Origin of the sequence: Kitasatospora sp. NPDC127121, from assembly GCF_042677305.1 — a bacterium.
Taxonomy (GTDB): Bacteria; Actinomycetota; Actinomycetes; order Streptomycetales; family Streptomycetaceae; genus Kitasatospora.
In genome coordinates this window covers 39227-55840 of sequence record NZ_JBHXTQ010000024.1, presented here as the reverse complement: position 1 = coordinate 55840, position 16614 = coordinate 39227, and the positions used below count along the sequence as shown (strand labels likewise).

Sequence of the window (16614 nt, the reverse complement as noted above, 5' to 3'; positions counted from 1 at the left end):
GGCGGGGATGCAGGGTTTCTGACCTGCGAAAACGTCGTAACCATCGCTTTTGGCGATGGTCTTGAGAACTTGCCCCCGGTATGCCTGAGTTCAACTCAGGCATACCGGGGGCATACGGCATCGGTAGTTCAGCGCCGGTACTCGCGCAGTAGTTCGGCGAGCTGTGGCGGTGTCCCGTAGATGCGGCCAATGTGGCCGTCGTTCACTTCTGCGTACATGAGCCCGCGATCGGGCTCGGGTTCACGGTCCGGCCTGGGTAGTGCTTCGCGCCGCATGCGGATCAGGTCCACCAGCTTCAGTTTGGGGCAGCCGGGGACGATCCGGCTGGCCCGGATTCCGACTCGTTCTTCGCCGGTGCAGGCGAAGTAGGCGCCGAACGGTGGTCCGCTGTCCTCTTCGCGGTTCGGTAGGTGGAGGACCATCTCGCCGTGGCGGCAGTGGACCGTCCCGTCCGAGTGGACGGTCAGGCCGGGCCAGTCCTCGTGGTCGATCTCGGCGACGATCTGTACCTGTTGTCCGATCGCCTCGGTCAGGGTCTCCGCCATCCGTCGTTGCTGGGTGGGGATGTCGGTGTCCCCACGACGGACGGAGGGAAGGAGGTCGCGGGTGACCCATTCCTGGAACGGTCGGGCGTTGGGCTTCGTGGAGCGCATGATCAGCGCGTACAGGCCGCTCTCATTGACCACTCCGAGGACCGGATTCCCGCGCGTGTAGGGTTTTTGACCTGCGAAAACGTGATTACTCTCAGAATTTCTGAGAGTAATCGAGCGCAGGTTGACGGTACGTGCGTCCGCCGGATTCACGATCTTGAGGGCCTCGCTCGGATTGCCTCGGCCCAGGATTCGGCACACGTCCGCCGTGACGAACCACGGTTGTCCGTCGATCATCACGACTCTGATCGGTTGCCCCGTGACCGGGAAGCTCGACCGGACCAGGACCATCTGCTGCTGTTCGTCGTCCATGGGGACGCCCCTCCTTCTTCCGGGTGGTGGTGGGGGCGCCCGGAACAACGAGGTCGAACGGGTGAGGTGTTGGTGCTGGATTGACGGATGGATGCACGAGTGGTGCCGACCCGGCGCGCACTCGTGCGTGTACGCCGGGTGGCGTGCGCTGTGGGGTGGTTGGGGTCAGATGGTGACCGCGAAGGCGGACAGGACGCGGTCGGCGAGTTCCTTGTCGCCGTCGATGGTGACCGGGCCGGGGCGGCCGCGGCCGCAGGCGAGCCGGAGGTAGGTCTCCCAGTCCATGGTGAGCTGGACGTCGGGGGCCAGGCTGATCGACTCGTCGACGGTGCCGCGGCCGGTCGAGTCGACCCGGATGGTGCGCAGGAACTCCACGCGGCCGGTGACGTCCAGGACCATGGCCGTTCCGGCTGGGGCGCCGGCCTGGTGGGCGACGGCCTTGGGCAGCAGTCCCAGCAGGACGTCCCGGGCGATCAGGGCGGCCGGGGAGTCGAGGTTGCCGGGGGTGCCCAGGGCGCGGCGCAGGTCCTGCTCGTGCACCCAGACGTCGAAGGCCCGCAGGCGCAGCAGCTCGTGGTACGGCACGTCGCGGCTGTTCGGGCCGCCCGGCCAGCGCACCGGCTCCAGGGGCATCTGTTTGGCGTTCCGCAGCGCCCGGGAGCGGCGGATGATCGTGTACTCCAGCTCGCTGGTCATCTCCAGCGCGGTGTGGCAGCGGCGCTTGTCGACCGGCAGTTCGATGTAGCGGGCGAAGTCGGTGGTGACGTGGCGAAGGTCACGTGGCAGGGAGTGGATCGGGCGGGGGTCGCCGAGGAGTTCGGACTCGACCGCGATGATGTGCGAGACGACGTCCCGGACCGACCAGCCGGGGCATTCGGTGGCCCGGTTCCAGGAGCCCTCGGGGAGGGGGGCGACCAGCTCCGATATGGACTCGATGCTCTGGGCCCACGCTTCCGTGTAAGCCTGCACGGTCTGGTTGTCCGTCACGGGAATCTCCGGCCCTCCGTCAGCTTCCTTGCCCTCTGCGCCCGGCCTCCCCGGTCGGCCGGGATGGTCCGGCTTCCGGGCGCACAAGCTAACCGCACGTTACGCTGCCGGGAGACAGCTGGGCAGCGCTTTCGGGTGACGATCGTAGGTCTCTTGCCGTGGACGGTGGTACTGTGCGCGCTTCATTGATCCAACTCGGGGTCTCCGACGCCGAGCCGCCCGCCGAACGGCGGGCCCGGGCCGCCGCGCTGGTCCGGGCGCAGCAGGGTGCGGACCTGGTGGTCCTGCCGGAGCTGTGGCCGCTCGGCGGCTTCGCCTACGACCTGTGGTCGGACGGCGCCGAGACGCTGGACGGGCCCACTTCGGACGCGATGGCGGCGGCCGCGCGGGCGGCCGGGGTCTGGCTGCACGCCGGTTCGATCGTCGAGCGCGATCCGGACGGGCCGATCTACAACACCTCGCTGCTGTTCGCCCCGGACGGCGAGCTGGTGCACACCTACCGCAAGATCCACCGCTTCGGTTTCGACAGCGGCGAGGCGGTGGTGATGGGCGCCGGGCAGGAGATCGTCACCGCGGCCACCGACTTCGCCACCCTGGGCCTGGCCACCTGCTACGACCTGCGCTTCCCGGAGCTGTTCCGGGCGCTGTTGGACGCCGGCGCGCAGCTGCTGGTGGTTCCGGCGGCCTGGCCGGCCCGGCGGCGCGAGCACTGGACGCTGCTGGCGCGGGCGCGCGCGGTGGAGGAGCAGGCGTTCGTGCTGGCCTGCAACACCGCCGGGACGCACGCCGGGGTCGAGCAGGCCGGGCACAGCATCGTGGTGGACCCGTGGGGCCGGGTGCTGGCCGAGGCCGGTACGGAGGAGCAGGTGCTGACCGTCGAGTTCGATCCGGCCGAGGTGGGCAAGGCTCGCGAGGAGTTCCCGGTGCTGCGGGACCGCCTGCTGGGGATCCCGGCGCCGGTCCAGCGCTGACCCGGGCCCGGCCCCGCCCGGCCCCGCCCGGCACGGCCCGGGCGGGGGGAGTCCGGGGGTGTCGGAGGCCTCCGGGGGGTTGGTTTGTACCTTCTCGGGGCGGGTTTGAGAAGATGAGCACTCGTCGTGTTCCCCGCCGCTCGTTGGCCGGTCCGCCGAGGGGCGGCCTGATCAGCCCGCCCCAGGAGGTTGCGCGCATGCCCGGCAACGGCGCAGGCGACACCCGTCCCGTCATCCAGCGCAACAGCCTGCGCGAGCAGATCGCCGGTGCGCTGCGCGAGGAGATGATGGCCGGCCGGCTGGCGGCCGGCCGCAACTTCACCGTCAAGGAGATCGCCGAGCTGTACGGAGTCTCGGCGACCCCGGCCCGCGAGGCGCTGGTCGACCTCGGTGCGCAGGGCCTGCTGCGGGCCGAGCACCACCGCGGGTTCACCGTGCCCGAGCTGGGCTGGGACGACTTCCTGGAGATCTTCGAGTCCCGGGTGCTGGTCACCGACAGCTACTACCGCCAGTTCTCCGCCCGCCGGGCGCTGCCGGACCTCGCCAGGCTGCCCTCGCTGCGCCGCCGCGCCGACGCGGCGGTCCGGGCCGCCCGGGCCGGGAACCTGGACGTGATGGTGGGCTGCGACCGCAGGTTCTGGCAGGAGGTCGCCGCGCTGATCGGCAACCGCCGGATCGGCGACTACCTGGACTGGCTGCGGGTGCAGTCGTGGATGTTCGCCGCGCCCTACCTGCGGGAGCTGCCCGTCCTGGCCGAGATCTGCTGGGACCGCCACCTCGACCTGGTCGACGCCATCGGCGCGCGGGACCTGGTCGGCGCGCACCGGATCATCTGCGAGTACAACCTGTACACCGCCCGGCTGCTGGCCGGGCTGGCCGGGCGGCCGCTGGAGTCGGTGACGGTGCTGGGGCTGCTCACCGAACCCCTCGACGGCGAACCCCTGGACGGCGAACCCCTCGACGGCGAACCCCTGGACGGCGAGCCTCTGGATAGTGAACTCCTGAATAGCGAGCCCCTGGACGGCGAGCCCGTGCCGCCGGCCCCGTCCGCCGAAGTCCCGTCGGTGGCGGCCGAACCGGTTCCCGGCCAGGCGTTCGACCAGGTCGGGAGGGGCCGACGCCGGCCGGGCGAGGAGGTCGGCCGGGAGCTCGGCCGCGAACTCGGGCTGGGCCTCGGCCTGGTGCCGCAGCCGCGCTCGGTGCCGTACGGCCGGTTCGGCCGGCGGCTGCCCGAACCGCCCCCGGACGCACCGCAGGGACGGCCCGACCCGCGCCCCGCCCCGGGCCGGTAGGGTGGGCGGTCGTCGAACCGGGCGTCCCGCACAACGGCCGTCCGGGTACCGACCCCGCCCCCGTCGTCGTCCCGTCCTGCGGGCGACCCCGCCGCCCGGAGAGGAACTGCCGGCCATGGCCTGCGACCTCTGGCTCGTCCCGCTCGTGGACGTGCTGAGCCACAGCCCCGACAATCCCTTCAGGGACGATCTCGCCCTCTACAACTCGGTGTTGGCCTCCCGCGGGCTGCCCGAGGTGCCGGTCTACCAGTACGTGCCGGGGCTGAGCGGGGCGGTCGAGCCGATAGCCGCCTTCGACTACGACTCGCTGCACTTCCTGCGCCGCGCCTACCTGCTGGGCCTCACCGGGCTGGACATCACGCCGGTGGACTCGCTTGGCGGCGACTACGAGCAGCTGCTGGAGATGTTCGAGAGCAGCGCCGAACAGTCGCACCTGGTCTGGCACTTCGACCACGCGGGTGCCTACGTGCCGATAGAGTTCCCGGCGCCGCTGGTGGATGACGCACTGCTCGCCTCCGGTGGTCCGCTCGGCTCCAGCCACGGGCTGCTGCGCGAACTGCAGGCCGTCGCCCCGGCGCTGGGCCTCGACCCGCTCAACCCGCCGGGCCCGACCCGGCCGCTCGGCCCGACCGGCCTGGAGCAGCCGTTCGGGCCGCCGCTGGACGACCTGCACCCCTTCGCTCGCGAGCGGCACGCGTGGGCGGGCCTGTACGCGGCGGCGACCCGCAGCCTCGCCCAGGGCTCGATGGTGGTCTTCGCCTGAGGCGCCCGGCCGCCTTCCGCCCGAGGCGCCGCCCGCTGCATCCTCCCGCCCACCACGGCAGGCGGCCCTCCCGCCCGCTACCGCAGCGGCCCCTCCGGCGGCCGCTGGCGCGGCATGGTGGGCCGGGTGCCCGGCGGCGGCAGCACCCGCACCTGGGCGCCCACCCCGTTCTCGCTGCGCCCGCCCCAGGTGCCCGGGGCCTGGGTGGGCAGCTGGGTCATGGACGCGCGGAACTCCAGCATCCACTCCGAGGTCTCGGTGCGGACCATGTCCGAGACGTCCTCGCAGAACCGGCGCAGCACGCCGAGGCAGCGCTCGGCGGCTTCGCCCGCGGTGCCCTCGGTCGGGCCGAGCACCTCGCGCACGCACTCCGACGCCCAGTCGAACTGGAAGGCCTCCAGCCGGCGTTGCAGCGCCTGCGCGGTGCTGACGTCACGCATCCAGCCGGAGGTGAGGCCGAACACCCGGTCGGTGCCGTAGCAGGCGGCGGCGAGGGCCAGGCCGACGTAGCCCCAGCTGGTGCCGTGCGAGACCGCGCCGGTCAGGTCGACCAGCGGCGCGGTCACCCCGCCCACCGCGAAGCCGGCCGTGCCGAACCGCAGCAGGCGCGCCCAGCGGCGCTTCCAGATCCGGTCCTTGCGGTACCACTCGATCGCCTCGACCGCCCGCTCCTCGGACCAGCGGTACAGCTCCTCCAGGCGCTCGGCCGGCTCGCCCCAGTCCCCGAGGGGGAACTGTCGAGTGCTCAGATCGGTCCGTCGGCGGGTGGACGCCTGGCGGGCGATGGTCGCGGCGGGCGGGTCCTCCTCGCCGATCTCCTTGCCCCAGGCACTCTCCTCGGGCTGCATTTCCGGCTGGCTCACCTGTGGGGCTCCCTGTGGCGGGCGGACTGCTGGGTCTGGCGGTCTGGCGGTCCATCGGCTGACGCGGCGTCTGCCGTTGGTTGTCCAACAGCACTTCTTACCGCCAAATGGCTGACCATGGGGTCGCTTCCCCGGTGATCGTTACCGGATTCGGCCACCGGAGCCCGAGGTGGAAGGGATGCGGGGGGCGGCGAGATTTCACCCGTCCGAGGGAGGGTCCGGTGACCCGCCGTCCTGACTCGGGCACCCGGTGCGCACCGAGCCGGTCCGAGTTGGAGGTTTCTCCGACATCCTCGGCGTACGGACCTCCCCGACTGGAGGATCGGACGGGACCGGAGAGCGGCCGGAACTGGCCACCGACTACCCTTGCCAAGCGTGAAGGTCCTCGTCATCGGCGGCGGCGCCCGCGAACATGCCCTGTGCCGCTCTCTGTCCCAAGATCCCACTGTCTCCGAGCTGCACTGTGCCCCGGGCAACGCCGGGATCGCGCAGGTGGCGACGGTCCACCCGGTCGACCAGCTGAACGGCGCGCAGGTCGCCGACCTGGCCGTGCGCCTCGGCGCCGCCCTGGTCGTCGTCGGCCCGGAGGCCCCGCTGGTCGCGGGCGTCTCCGACGCCGTGCGCGCGGTCGGCATCCCGGTGTTCGGCCCGTCCGCCGAAGCCGCCCAACTGGAAGGCTCCAAGGCCTTCGCGAAGGACGTGATGGCCGGGGCCGGCGTGCCCACCGCCCGCTCCTACGTCTGCACCACCCCTGCCGAGGCCGCCGAGGCGCTGGACGCCTTCGGCGCGCCGTACGTGGTCAAGGACGACGGCCTGGCCGCCGGCAAGGGCGTGGTGGTCACCTCCGACCGCGCGGCCGCGCTGGAGCACGCCGCCTCCTGCGAGCGCGTGGTCATCGAGGAGTACCTGGACGGCCCCGAGGTGTCGCTGTTCGCGATCACCGACGGCACCACCGTCGTCCCGCTCCAGCCCGCGCAGGACTTCAAGCGCGCGCTGGACGGCGACGAGGGCCCCAACACCGGCGGCATGGGTGCCTACTCGCCGCTGCCGTGGGCGCCCGCCGGGCTGGTCGAGGAGGTCCAGCAGAGCGTCCTGCAGCCGACCGTCGACGAGCTGCGCCGCCGGGGCACCGAGTTCTCCGGCCTGCTGTACGCGGGCCTCGCGCTCACCTCGCGCGGCACCCGGGTGATCGAGTTCAACGCCCGCTTCGGCGACCCGGAGACCCAGGTCGTGCTGGCCCGGCTGCGCACCCCGCTGGCCGCCGTGCTGCTGGCCGCCGCCACCGGCACCCTGGACCAGCTGGAGCCGCTGCGCTGGGACGAGGGCGCGGCCGTCACCGTGGTCGTCGCCTCCGAGGGTTACCCGGCCGCGCCGCGCACCGGTGACCCGATCGAGGGCCTGGCCGAGGCCGAGGCCGACGGCACCGCGTTCGTCCTGCACGCCGGTACCAGGGCCGACGAGGACGGCCGGGTGCTGAGCGCCGGCGGCCGCGTCCTGTCGGTCACCGCGACCGGCGCCGACCTGGTGGAGGCGCGCGACCGCGCGTACGCCGCCGTGGACCGGATCACCCTCAAGGGCGGCCAGCACCGCACCGACATCGCCCTGAAGGCAGCCACCGAGTAGGCCCTGCCCCGCCTCCGCCCGCAGGGCGCCGCGCACCGTGGGATTTCCCCCCATGGACGCAGCGCCCTGCGGCGTTTCCGGGGCGGGAGTGACTCCGGGGGCCGGCGCACCGTTCGGCGGTCGGATTCCAGCCCATCGGGTGACAGCACCCGCATCCGGCTGACGTAGCCGGGCGCCCGGCCTTATGGTGCGCTGGATCGCAGTGCGACGTGGCCGTGCGCCGGGGTCGCCGCCGGGTAGCGGTGTTCCCACGGGGGGATGCTGGACGGCGTCCGGCCGGGCGGGTGCCCGGGTGCTTCGCACCGGACCGGTCGTGACCGTCCGGAATCCGGGCGGTGTCACCGGGACGAGTGGAAACCGGGGCGATCCGGAACACCCACCCGGGCCGGTGCGTCGAACATGGCAGAAGCGCCACACAGCATGCACTACCGGGGATCGGACGCCTCCGCTTCCCGGTCGGAACTGATCGTTTCGAGTCGGCTCAGGGCCCGTCGCCGGGCGCCCGAGGGCTCCGAAGGGGGTGCCGCACCGTATGGCCGCAGTCGACACCGCGCGCGCTCACGCCCAGGCGGTCCTGCGGGTCCGAGGTCTCGCCCTGGCCGCCGCCGTCATGCCCGCCGCCGTCGCGGTGGTCCTGCTCGCGGGCCGGTTCACCGGGCGGATCGGCGCACCCGGCTCCTCCGACGCCACCGGGTGGGACGCCGCCCGCTGGGCGGTCTGCGCAGTGGCCGCGCTGACCCTCCTGGTGGCCGGGCTGACCGCCCGCGCCTACCACCGGGCCGTCCCGCCCCGGACCCCGGCCGTCCCGCTGAAACGCGTCGAGGCGCCCGAGCTGTACCGGCTGATCGACGAACTCGCCGACCGGCTGGACGTGCCCGCGCCCTCCGCGGTGGCCCTCACCCCGGACTGCGACAGCTGGCTGGAGGACGTGCCGCAGGCGCGGCGGGCCCGCCCGCTGCGGCCGCACCCTGAGCCGCCCGGCCCGGTCCTGGTGATCGGCTCGCCCTTCCTGTGGTGGATGCGGGCCGGCGAACTGCGCGCCCTGCTCGCCCCCGTGGTGGCTGGCACCGCCGCCTCCGCCGACCCGGAGATCGCCGCCGCCCGCCGCTTCCTGCGCAGCCTGGACGCCAGCTTGGACTCCGGCCATGCCGCCCCCGGCCTCGGCGGCGGCACCCTGGCGGGCCCGCCCCGGCCGGAGCGCCGCGGTCCGGCCGCGCTCGCCGAGCGGATCACCCGCGGGATCACCTGTCGGCTGCTCGGTGCCTGCCGCGGCCACGCCGCCGAGCTGGAGCGCTCCGTCGCGAGCTGGGCCTCCGAGCAGGCCAGGACGGTCGACTACGGCCTGCGGATCGCTGCCCAGGAGCAGGTCGGCCTGGCCTACGCGGGCTGGGACCGGCTGCTCACCCGGGTCGCGCTGCCCGCCTGGCGGCTCGGCCGCCACCCCGCCCACCTCAACGCCGGCGTCGTCTCCGCCCTCACCGAGCTGTCCCGGCGCGACCGCCTGGCCGACGGCTACGGCACCCGGCTCGGCGACCGCCCCGCCTGCGACCTGCTGGAGGAGCCCGGCACCGTCGACCGGGCGGTCTCCCGGCTCGCCGCCGAGCTGTTCTTCGGCAGCCCGGCCGCCGGCGCCTGGCACGAGCTGGAGTGGACCGACTACCCGGCCGACGTGGTGGACGCCGGCTGGCGGGCCCGTGCTGCAGCCCTCCAGACCGCCCTGGACCGGCTCGCCCCGCAGGCCCGCCCCGGCTCCCCGACGCTCACCCGGCTGCTGGTCCGGCTCGCCGAGGGCGAGGGGGAGCAGCTGGCCGCCGCGCTGGCCGCCCAGCTGGCCCGCACCACCGCCCCGGCCCCGCTGCTCGAAACCGCCCGCAGCGGCCGTGACCTGCTGGTCGACCACGTCACCGCGATGGTCTGCTGCGCCGCCGTGGACACTGCGGGCGGCGCGCCCGGCCTGGACTGGCTGGACGGTCCGGTGCTGCTGCTGGGCGGGATCCGCCGTACCGACCTGGCCGGGCCGGTCGCCCAGGCCGTCGAGCAGGGCCAGGACGGCCCGCTGCGGGCCTGGCTGGACGCCGCCGACGTCCGTCTGGAGAAACCCGTCCGGTTGTGAGCCGGACAGGCGGCGCTCGGCGCTCCGGCGCGCGCCCCCAAACCGACCGGCGGGCGGCCGTCTTCGCAGGCCGGAGGCCCGGCCGGGGGAGGGCGTGAGATTCCCGGCACCAATTGCGACCACAGGGTGACGGAGCGCCAGCACTCTGTGGTGTATTAGACCGCACGCACATCCGGGGGGCACGTGCCAACCGGGCGGAAGTGCACCTGGGAGGGGCGCGTGGGCACGGAACTCAACCGCCGCTGGGAGTCCGGAACGCACGCTTACAGCGTCTCCGACCCCTTCGGCCAGGGCCCGCTGCCCTGGCTGCGCAGCCCGGACCAGTACCTGGCCGGCGCCGAGGGCGCCGTCCCCTGGTACGTCTCGGTGAACGCGCCCGGCCAGCGGCCGCTGGCGGTCGGCGCCCGGCCCAAGCCGCCGGTCGGCACCCCGCAGAGCGCCAACGACGTGGACCAGCAGATCAAGGGCTTCGCCTCGGCCGGGGTGATCCGCCCCGGCGGTTCGGTGGACTTCCGGGTCACCGTCAACCCGCCCCGCGAGTTCACCGTGGACGTCTGGCGGATCGGCCACTACGGCGGCGACGGCGCCCGCCACATGACGTCCAGCCCGCTGATCGCCGGGCTGGCCCAGCCCGCCCCGCTGGTGGTCGAGCGGACGGTCTCCTGCCACCACTGGTGGCACTCCTGGCGGTTGCAGATCCCGGTGCACTGGAAGCCCGGCGCGTACGTCGCCGTGCTGACCACCGCGGACATGCTGCACCGCAGCCACATCCCGTTCACCGTCCGGGACTTCGAGGACCGGGAGCACGCCGCCGAACTGCTCCTGGTGGTCCCGGACGTGACCTGGCAGGCCTACAACCTGTTCCCCGAGGACGGCCGCAGCGGCGCCAGCCTCTACCACGCCTGGGATGGTCTGGGCGGCCTGGTCGGCGAGCCGGAGGCGGCCGTCACGGTCTCCTTCGACCGCCCGCACGCCACCGCCGGGCTGCCGCTGCACGTCGGCCACGCCTACGACTTCATCCGCTGGGCCGAGCGCTACGGCTACGACCTCTCCTACGCCACCGCCACCGACCTGCACGCGGGCCTGGTCGACCCGGGGCGGCACCGGGCGCTGATCTTCCCGGGCCACGACGAGTACTGGTCCGAGCCGATGCGCCGGGCCGTCGAGCAGGCCAGGGACGACGGCACCTCGCTGGTGTTCCTGTCCGCCAACACCATGTACTGGCGGGTCGAGCTGACCGCCGCCGCCTCCGGCGAACCCAACCGGCTGCTCAACTGCCGCAAGCGGCAGAAGGTCCAGCCGGGCAGCCCGGCCGTCGGGGTGCCCGGTTCGGCCAGCGCGCTGTGGCGGGACGCCGGCGAGCCCGAGCAGCAGGTGCTCGGCCTGCAGTACTCGGGCCGGGTCGCCGCGCCCGTCCCGCTGATCGCCCGGCACACCGCGCACTGGCTCTGGGACGGTACGGGCCTGCAGGAGGGCGACGAACTGCCCGGCCTGGTCGCCGGCGAGGCCGACCGCTACTACCCCAAGGTGGCGCTGCCCGAGCACACCGAGCGGGTGCTGCTCGCGCACTCGCCGTACCAGGACCTCGGCGGCCGCACCCGCTACCAGGAGACCTCGCTGTACCGGGCGCCCAGCGGCGCGTACGTGTTCGCGGCCGGCACCTTCGCCTGGTCGCCCGCGCTGGGCCGCCCCGGCCTCACCGACGAGCGGATCCAGCGGGCCACCGCGAACCTGCTCGACCGCCTCGGCAAGAACGAGCCCGCCCCCGGCAAGAACGGTGCCGCCCTCGGCCGGAGCGGTGCCGCCCTCGGCCAGAAACGGGGCCTCGGGGGTTCGTGAAAGACTGCGGGGGCAGTGACCTCCCCTTTCGCGCGCCCCACGCCCGCGAACGACCCCTGAGGACTGAGACACCTTGAGCGGATTTGTCACCAAGCCCGAGCCGGTCCAGGTGCCCGGCCTGGTCCACCTGCACACCGGCAAGGTGCGCGACCTCTACCGGACCGAGTCGGGCGAGCTGGTCATGGTCGCCAGCGACCGGATGTCCGCCCACGACTGGGTGCTGCCGAACGAGATCCCCGACAAGGGTCGCGTCCTCACCCAGCTGTCCCTGTGGTGGTTCGAGCGGATCGCCGACATCGTCCCCAACCACGTGATCTCCACCGAGGTCCCGTCCGGCGCCCCCGCCGACTGGAAGGGCCGCACGCTGATCTGCCGCAGCCTGGACATGGTCCCGGTCGAGGCGGTCGCCCGCGGCTACCTGGCGGGCTCCGGCCTGGCCGAGTACCAGGAGAACCGCACGGTCTGCGGCATCGCCCTGCCGGAGGGCCTGGAGAACAGCTCCGAGCTGCCCGCCCCGATCTACACCCCGGCGCTCAAGGCCGAGGTCGGCGAGCACGACGAGAACGTCTCCTACGAGGAGACCGCCCGCCGGATCGGCGCCGACCTGGCCGCCCAGCTGCGCCGCACCACCCTGGACGTCTACGGCCGGGCCCGGGACATCGCCCGCGACCGCGGCATCATCCTGGCCGACACCAAGTTCGAGTTCGGCCTGCTGGACGGCGAGCTGCTGATCGGCGACGAGGTGCTCACCCCGGACTCCTCCCGGTACTGGCCGGCCGACGAGTGGCAGCCCGGCCGCTCGCAGCCGTCCTTCGACAAGCAGCTGATCCGAGACTGGCTGGTCTCCCCGGCCTCCGGCTGGGAGCGCTACAGCGAGCAGCCGCCGCCGGAGCTGCCGGCCGAGCTGGTCGAGCAGACCCGCGCCAAGTACATCGAGGTGTACGAGCGGCTGACCGGCACCGCCTGGGCCTGACGCCCGGCCGCCCGCGAGCCGGTGCCCGGTCCTGGACCGATCTGGATCGGCCTAGATCCAGCCGTGCTCGCGGGCGATCCGCACCGCCGCGTGCCGGTTCTCGGCGCCCAGCTTCCCGGCCGCCGAGGACAGGTAGTTGCGGACGGTGCCGGGGGACAGCGCCGCCCGTTCGGCGATCTCGGTGATCGAGGTGCCGTCGGCGGCCAGCTCCAGGACGTCCGTCTCGCGCGGGGTGAGCGGGGTCTCGCCCGCGCTGATCGCGTCCGCGGCCAGCTCCGGGTCCACGTACCGGCCGCCGGCCCGGACGGTCCGGATGATGCCGGCCAGGTCGGCCGCCGAGACGGTCTTCGGCAGGAAGCCGCGCACCCCGACCTCCAGCGCCCGCTTGAGGTAGCCGGGGCGGCCGTGGCCGGTGACGATCATGCAGCGGCAGTCCGGCAGCAGCCGGCGCAGTTCGGTGGCCACCTCGATGCCGTCCTTGCCGGGCATCTGGAGGTCCAGCACCGCGACGTCCGGGCGGTGGGCCTGCGCCATCGCCAGCGCCTCCGGCCCGGAGCCGGCCTCGGCGACCACGGTGATGTCCTCCTCCAGGGAGAGCAGCGCGGCCAGCGCGCCCCGGATCAGGTGCTCGTCGTCGGCGAGCAGGACGCGCACGGGTGCGGGGTCGGTCATCGGGCGGTCCTCCGTCGGTGGGTGCGGGTCAGAGCGGTACGGCGGCGAGCATCCGGAAGGTGCCCTGGGCGGTCTCGGGGATGGTCAGTTCGCCGTCGTGGGCGGCCAGCCGTTCGCGCAGGCCGCGCAGTCCGGTGCCGCCGCCCAGCGAGGGGAGCGGGACGGCGGGCACCCCGTCATTCTCCAGCTCCAGGACGGCGCGGCCGTCCTGGAGGTCCAGCCGGATCAGGCAGTGGGCGGCCTCGCTGTGCCGCAGCACGTTGGTGGTGGCCTCGCGGATCACCCAGCCGAGCACCGACTGGATCGGCGGCGGCAGTTGGTCGGCGTTCTCGCCGAGGTCGATCTCGCAGGCGACGTCGGCGCTGCGGAGCACCGCGCGGGCGCCGATCGCCTCGGCGTGCAGGTCGGCGGTGCGGTAGCCGCGGATGACGTCCCGGACCTCGCGCTGCGACTCCTGGGCGATCCGCTGCACCTCGGCCATCTGGTCGGCGGCCTCCGGGCGCCCGCGGCGGGCGAACTGGACGGCGAGTTCGCTCTTGAGCGCGATGGTGGTGAGGTTGCGGCCCATCACGTCGTGCAGGTCGCGGGAGAACCGCAGCCGCTCCTCGGCGACGGCCAGCCGGGACTGGGCCTCGCGGGCGGTCTCCAGTTCCCAGATGATCGCGGTCACCCAGGCGAAGCTGCGGCAGGTGCCGACGAGGGCGGTCAGGCTGATCGCCGCCCCGACCGCCAGTCCGGCCGTGGTGGCGGGGCTCACCCCGGTCAGCAGCATCGCCGGGGCGGTCAGCAGGATCAGGCCGAGTCCGGCGGGGAAGACCTGGCGCAGGGGCAGGCCCACGCTGATCGGACCGATGGCGGCGCACAGCATGGCGATGGCGATCGCCGCGGTGAACGGCGTTCCTCCGGGCTGCCCGGATTCGGCGGCGGACGGGCCCAGCAGCAGGACGGCCCAGGAACCGGCGACCGAGAGCGCGCTGTTGACGATCAGCCAGCGCAGGTGCTCGGTGGGGCGGTGCAGGTAGTGGTCGAGCGAGGTGCGGAACGCCCGGAGGCAGAGCAGGGTGGACGCGAGCGAGACGACCAGGGTGACCCGGACGGCGCCGACCGACCGGTCGAGGTTCGCGACGGAGGAGGCGCTGAGCACCAGGTTCACCGGAACGATGCACCAGGCCACCATGTAGAGCGACCAGCGGAAGTACAGCTCGGCGCGTTGGGGCTTGCCGAAGCCCTTCCATCTGCGAACCGGCCCCTGGACGGCCATCGAATCGCTCCCCGTATCGATCAAGATCGTGTCGCTACCTTCATATCAGAGGCGGAACGGGGGTCTGACCTTCGCACTTCCAGAGAGGGCGCCCGCCGGGGCGTCAGCGGCGCGACTCCCAGCGGAAGTAGCGCACCGCGCCCCAGACCGCCAGGCCGAGCCAGACGGCGCCGGTCACCAGGTGCGGGGCGGCGGTGGACCAGGTGCCGGCGAAGCCGGTGGCGGCGGCCGAGCCGTCGCTGCCGGTCCAGCCGATCCGGATCAGCTGGAAGGCCGGGGTGGTGGGCAGCAGGCGGCAGAAGTCGGCCAGCCCGGGGGGCATGATCTCCAGCGGGATGAGCAGGCCGGAGCCGAACTGGGAGACCAGCAGCACCGGGAGGGTGGTGATGCCGGCGGTCTCGACGGTCTTGGTGAAGGCGCTGGAGATGGCGGCCAGTGCGATGAAGACGGCGATGCTCAGGACCAGCCCGACGGCCAGCAGCAGCGGGTTCACCGGCGTGTTGAGCTTGAGGAGGGCGGCTGCGCCGACGCCGACCACGGCGCACATCATCAGGGCGAGGCTCACCGAGGGCACCGCCGTGCCGGCCAGGATCTCGATGTCCCGGGCCTCGCCGGTGCGCAGCCGCTTGAGCACCAGCTCGTTGCGGCGGGCGACGTACGCGGCGGTCAGGTTGTAGTAGACGACGAAGGCGAGGATGCCGCCGATGGTGCCGGTGATCAGCAGCGTGTCGACGTCCAGTCCGGGGTGGGACTCGGCCTGCTGCTTGAGCATGTTGCGCCGGCCGGCGATCAGCAGCAGCGGCAGCAGCAGCGCGGTGAACAGGGCGGCCCGGTTGCGCAGCAGCAGGGTGGCCTCGGCGCGGCCGAGGGAGAGCAGTCGGCGGGCGGTGGTGCTCTGCGGGCCGGCGGCGGTCTTGGCGGCGGTGGCGGTGGTCATCGGGCGGATCCGATCAGGCGGCGGCGGGCGGTGCGGGCGGTGGGGGCGGCGGGCGACTGGGGCGGGGCCTGGTGGGCGGCCTCGGAGGCGATGGCGAGGAAGGCCTCCTCCAGCGAGGCGCTGCGGGCGTCCAGGGAGCCGAGCGCGATCCCGTGCTGCTGGGCCCAGCCGAGCAGTTCGAAGAGGGTGCGCTGGAGGCCGCCGGTCTGCACGGTGACCTTGCGGCCGTCGACGGCGATCTCGGCCCCGGCGAGGACCGGCAGCGCGGTCCCGGTGAACTCGGGGAGGTCGAAGCTGATCCGGGAGGGCCGGCCGGCGATCACCTCGGCGACGGTGCCGGTGGTGACGACCCGGCCGCCGTGCATGATGGCCAGCCGGTCGGCGAGCTCCTCGGCCTCCTCCAGGTAGTGCGTGGTGAGCAGCACGGTGGTGCCCTGGGCGCGCAGTTCGCGGACCAGCCGCCAGACGGCGGCGCGCGCCTCGGGGTCGAGGCCGGTGCTGGGCTCGTCCAGGAAGAGCACCTCGGGGCGGCCGAGCAGGGCCATCGCGAGGTCGAGCCGGCGCCGCTCGCCGCCGGACAGCTGCTTGACGCGGACGTCACGGCGGTGGCCGAGGCCGACCAGCTCCAGGGCCTCGTCGACCGGGCGGGCGCCGCTGGTCATGCCGGCCCAGCTGCGGCCGGTCTCGGCGATGGTGAGGTCGCCGGGGAAGCCGCCCTCCTGGAGCATGATGCCGATCCGCGGGCGGACGGCGGCGCGCTCCCGGTGGGGGTCGTGGCCGAGCACCCGGACGGTGCCGCCGGACGGGGCGGCCAGGCCCTCGATGAGCTCCATGGCGGAGGTCTTGCCCGCCCCGTTGGTGCCGAGCAGGGCGAACAGCTCACCGCGGCCGACGGTCAGGTCGATGCCTCGGACGGCGTGGTAGCCGGTGGTGCCGGTGCCGTAGTGGCGGTGCAGGTCGGTGACCTCGATCACGCTGTCGCCGGGGCGCAGGGGCTGGCTCGTTTCCATGGCTCAAGCCTTCCGCCTCCCCGGTCGGGCGGGCAGTGCGCGCCGTCATGAACCGGCGGTGGAGATCCACGGGTCGGCGATGACAAATGTCATGGGCCCGGGATCAAGGTGGCGCGGGAATGCCGAAAGGCCCCCTCGATCGAGGGGGCCTTTCGTTCTGGAGCGGACGACGAGATTCGAACTCGCGACCCTCACCTTGGCAAGGTGATGCTCTACCAACTGAGCCACGTCCGCAGGTCTAACTATGGAGTTGTGCTGTGCTCGCACACTGCGAGCGGACGACGAGATTCGAACTCGCGACCCTCACCTTGGCAAGGTGATGCTCTACCAACTGAGCCACGTCCGCAC

General features: G+C 73.4%; 14 protein-coding genes and 2 tRNA genes. 7 read left to right on the top strand and 9 right to left on the bottom strand.

From position 1 onward, the window contains the following. Nucleotides 1-128: 128 nt before the first annotated feature. Nucleotides 129-962, bottom strand: a complete 834-nt coding sequence (locus ACFVHI_RS14905; RefSeq protein WP_380339137.1) for a Bro-N domain-containing protein — start codon at nt 960-962, stop codon at nt 129-131. Nucleotides 963-1127: 165 nt separating this feature from the next. Continuing rightward, nucleotides 1128-1949, bottom strand: a complete 822-nt coding sequence (locus ACFVHI_RS14900) for a maleylpyruvate isomerase family mycothiol-dependent enzyme (RefSeq protein WP_380339134.1) — start codon at nt 1947-1949, stop codon at nt 1128-1130. 173 nt (nt 1950-2122) lie between these two features. On the opposite strand from ACFVHI_RS14900, the gene ACFVHI_RS14895 reads away from it, so the two are divergent. The 3 genes from ACFVHI_RS14895 to ACFVHI_RS14885 all read left to right on the top strand — a co-directional run bounded on the left by ACFVHI_RS14895 (nt 2123) and on the right by ACFVHI_RS14885 (nt 4975). Then, the gene (locus tag ACFVHI_RS14895) at nt 2123-2920 is read left to right on the top strand and encodes a carbon-nitrogen family hydrolase (RefSeq protein ID WP_063348508.1); all 798 of its coding nucleotides are present in this window, start codon (nt 2123-2125) and stop codon (nt 2918-2920) included. Nucleotides 2921-3117: 197 nt separating this feature from the next. After that, complete coding sequence (locus ACFVHI_RS14890) at nt 3118-4212, top strand: GntR family transcriptional regulator (protein WP_380339131.1); 1095 nt, start codon at nt 3118-3120, stop codon at nt 4210-4212. Nucleotides 4213-4327: 115 nt separating this feature from the next. Continuing rightward, nucleotides 4328-4975 carry a hypothetical protein gene (locus ACFVHI_RS14885; protein ID WP_063348510.1) on the top strand — a complete coding sequence of 216 codons (648 nt, stop codon included), beginning with the start codon at nt 4328-4330 and terminating at the stop codon, nt 4973-4975. A 77-nt stretch (nt 4976-5052) separates the two neighbouring features. Here the strand turns inward: ACFVHI_RS14885 and ACFVHI_RS14880 are convergent, their stop codons facing one another. Then, complete coding sequence (locus tag ACFVHI_RS14880) at nt 5053-5838, bottom strand: SLATT domain-containing protein (RefSeq protein WP_079135741.1); 786 nt, start codon at nt 5836-5838, stop codon at nt 5053-5055. Nucleotides 5839-6213: 375 nt separating this feature from the next. Between ACFVHI_RS14880 and purD the strand changes: the two genes are divergently transcribed. From purD to ACFVHI_RS14860, 4 genes are all read left to right on the top strand, one after another. After that, a complete protein-coding gene (gene purD, locus ACFVHI_RS14875) occupies nt 6214-7461 on the top strand; it encodes a phosphoribosylamine--glycine ligase (RefSeq protein ID WP_380339127.1) in 1248 nt (415 codons plus the stop codon). A gap of 532 nt (nt 7462-7993) precedes the next feature. After that, nucleotides 7994-9574, top strand: coding sequence for a hypothetical protein (locus tag ACFVHI_RS14870; RefSeq protein ID WP_380339124.1), 1581 nt, complete (start codon nt 7994-7996; stop codon nt 9572-9574). A 219-nt stretch (nt 9575-9793) separates the two neighbouring features. Beyond that, complete coding sequence (locus ACFVHI_RS14865) at nt 9794-11413, top strand: N,N-dimethylformamidase beta subunit family domain-containing protein (protein ID WP_244293413.1); 1620 nt, start codon at nt 9794-9796, stop codon at nt 11411-11413. A gap of 73 nt (nt 11414-11486) precedes the next feature. Then, entirely contained in the window at nt 11487-12386 is a 900-nt protein-coding gene (locus ACFVHI_RS14860; protein ID WP_380339121.1) for a phosphoribosylaminoimidazolesuccinocarboxamide synthase, read from the top strand. Between the two features lie 51 nt (nt 12387-12437). On the opposite strand, the gene ACFVHI_RS14855 is transcribed toward ACFVHI_RS14860, so the two are convergent. The 6 genes from ACFVHI_RS14855 to ACFVHI_RS14830 form a co-directional block, all read right to left on the bottom strand. Further along, nucleotides 12438-13058 carry a response regulator transcription factor gene (locus ACFVHI_RS14855; protein WP_350876631.1) on the bottom strand — a complete coding sequence of 207 codons (621 nt, stop codon included), beginning with the start codon at nt 13056-13058 and terminating at the stop codon, nt 12438-12440. 28 nt (nt 13059-13086) lie between these two features. Beyond that, on the bottom strand, nt 13087-14319 hold the full coding sequence (locus tag ACFVHI_RS14850; RefSeq protein ID WP_380339118.1) for a sensor histidine kinase: 1233 nt from the start codon (nt 14317-14319) through the stop codon (nt 13087-13089). A gap of 103 nt (nt 14320-14422) precedes the next feature. Beyond that, nucleotides 14423-15256 carry an ABC transporter permease gene (locus ACFVHI_RS14845; protein WP_380339115.1) on the bottom strand — a complete coding sequence of 278 codons (834 nt, stop codon included), beginning with the start codon at nt 15254-15256 and terminating at the stop codon, nt 14423-14425. After that, nucleotides 15253-16266, bottom strand: a complete 1014-nt coding sequence (locus ACFVHI_RS14840; RefSeq protein WP_380339112.1) for an ABC transporter ATP-binding protein — start codon at nt 16264-16266, stop codon at nt 15253-15255. Before ACFVHI_RS14840 ends, ACFVHI_RS14845 begins: the two co-directional genes overlap by 4 nt. 158 nt (nt 16267-16424) lie before the next feature. After that, nucleotides 16425-16500 (bottom strand) — tRNA-Gly (locus ACFVHI_RS14835). A gap of 39 nt (nt 16501-16539) precedes the next feature. Continuing rightward, nucleotides 16540-16612: transfer RNA gene (locus tag ACFVHI_RS14830), tRNA-Gly, on the bottom strand. Nucleotides 16613-16614: the final 2 nt, after the last annotated feature.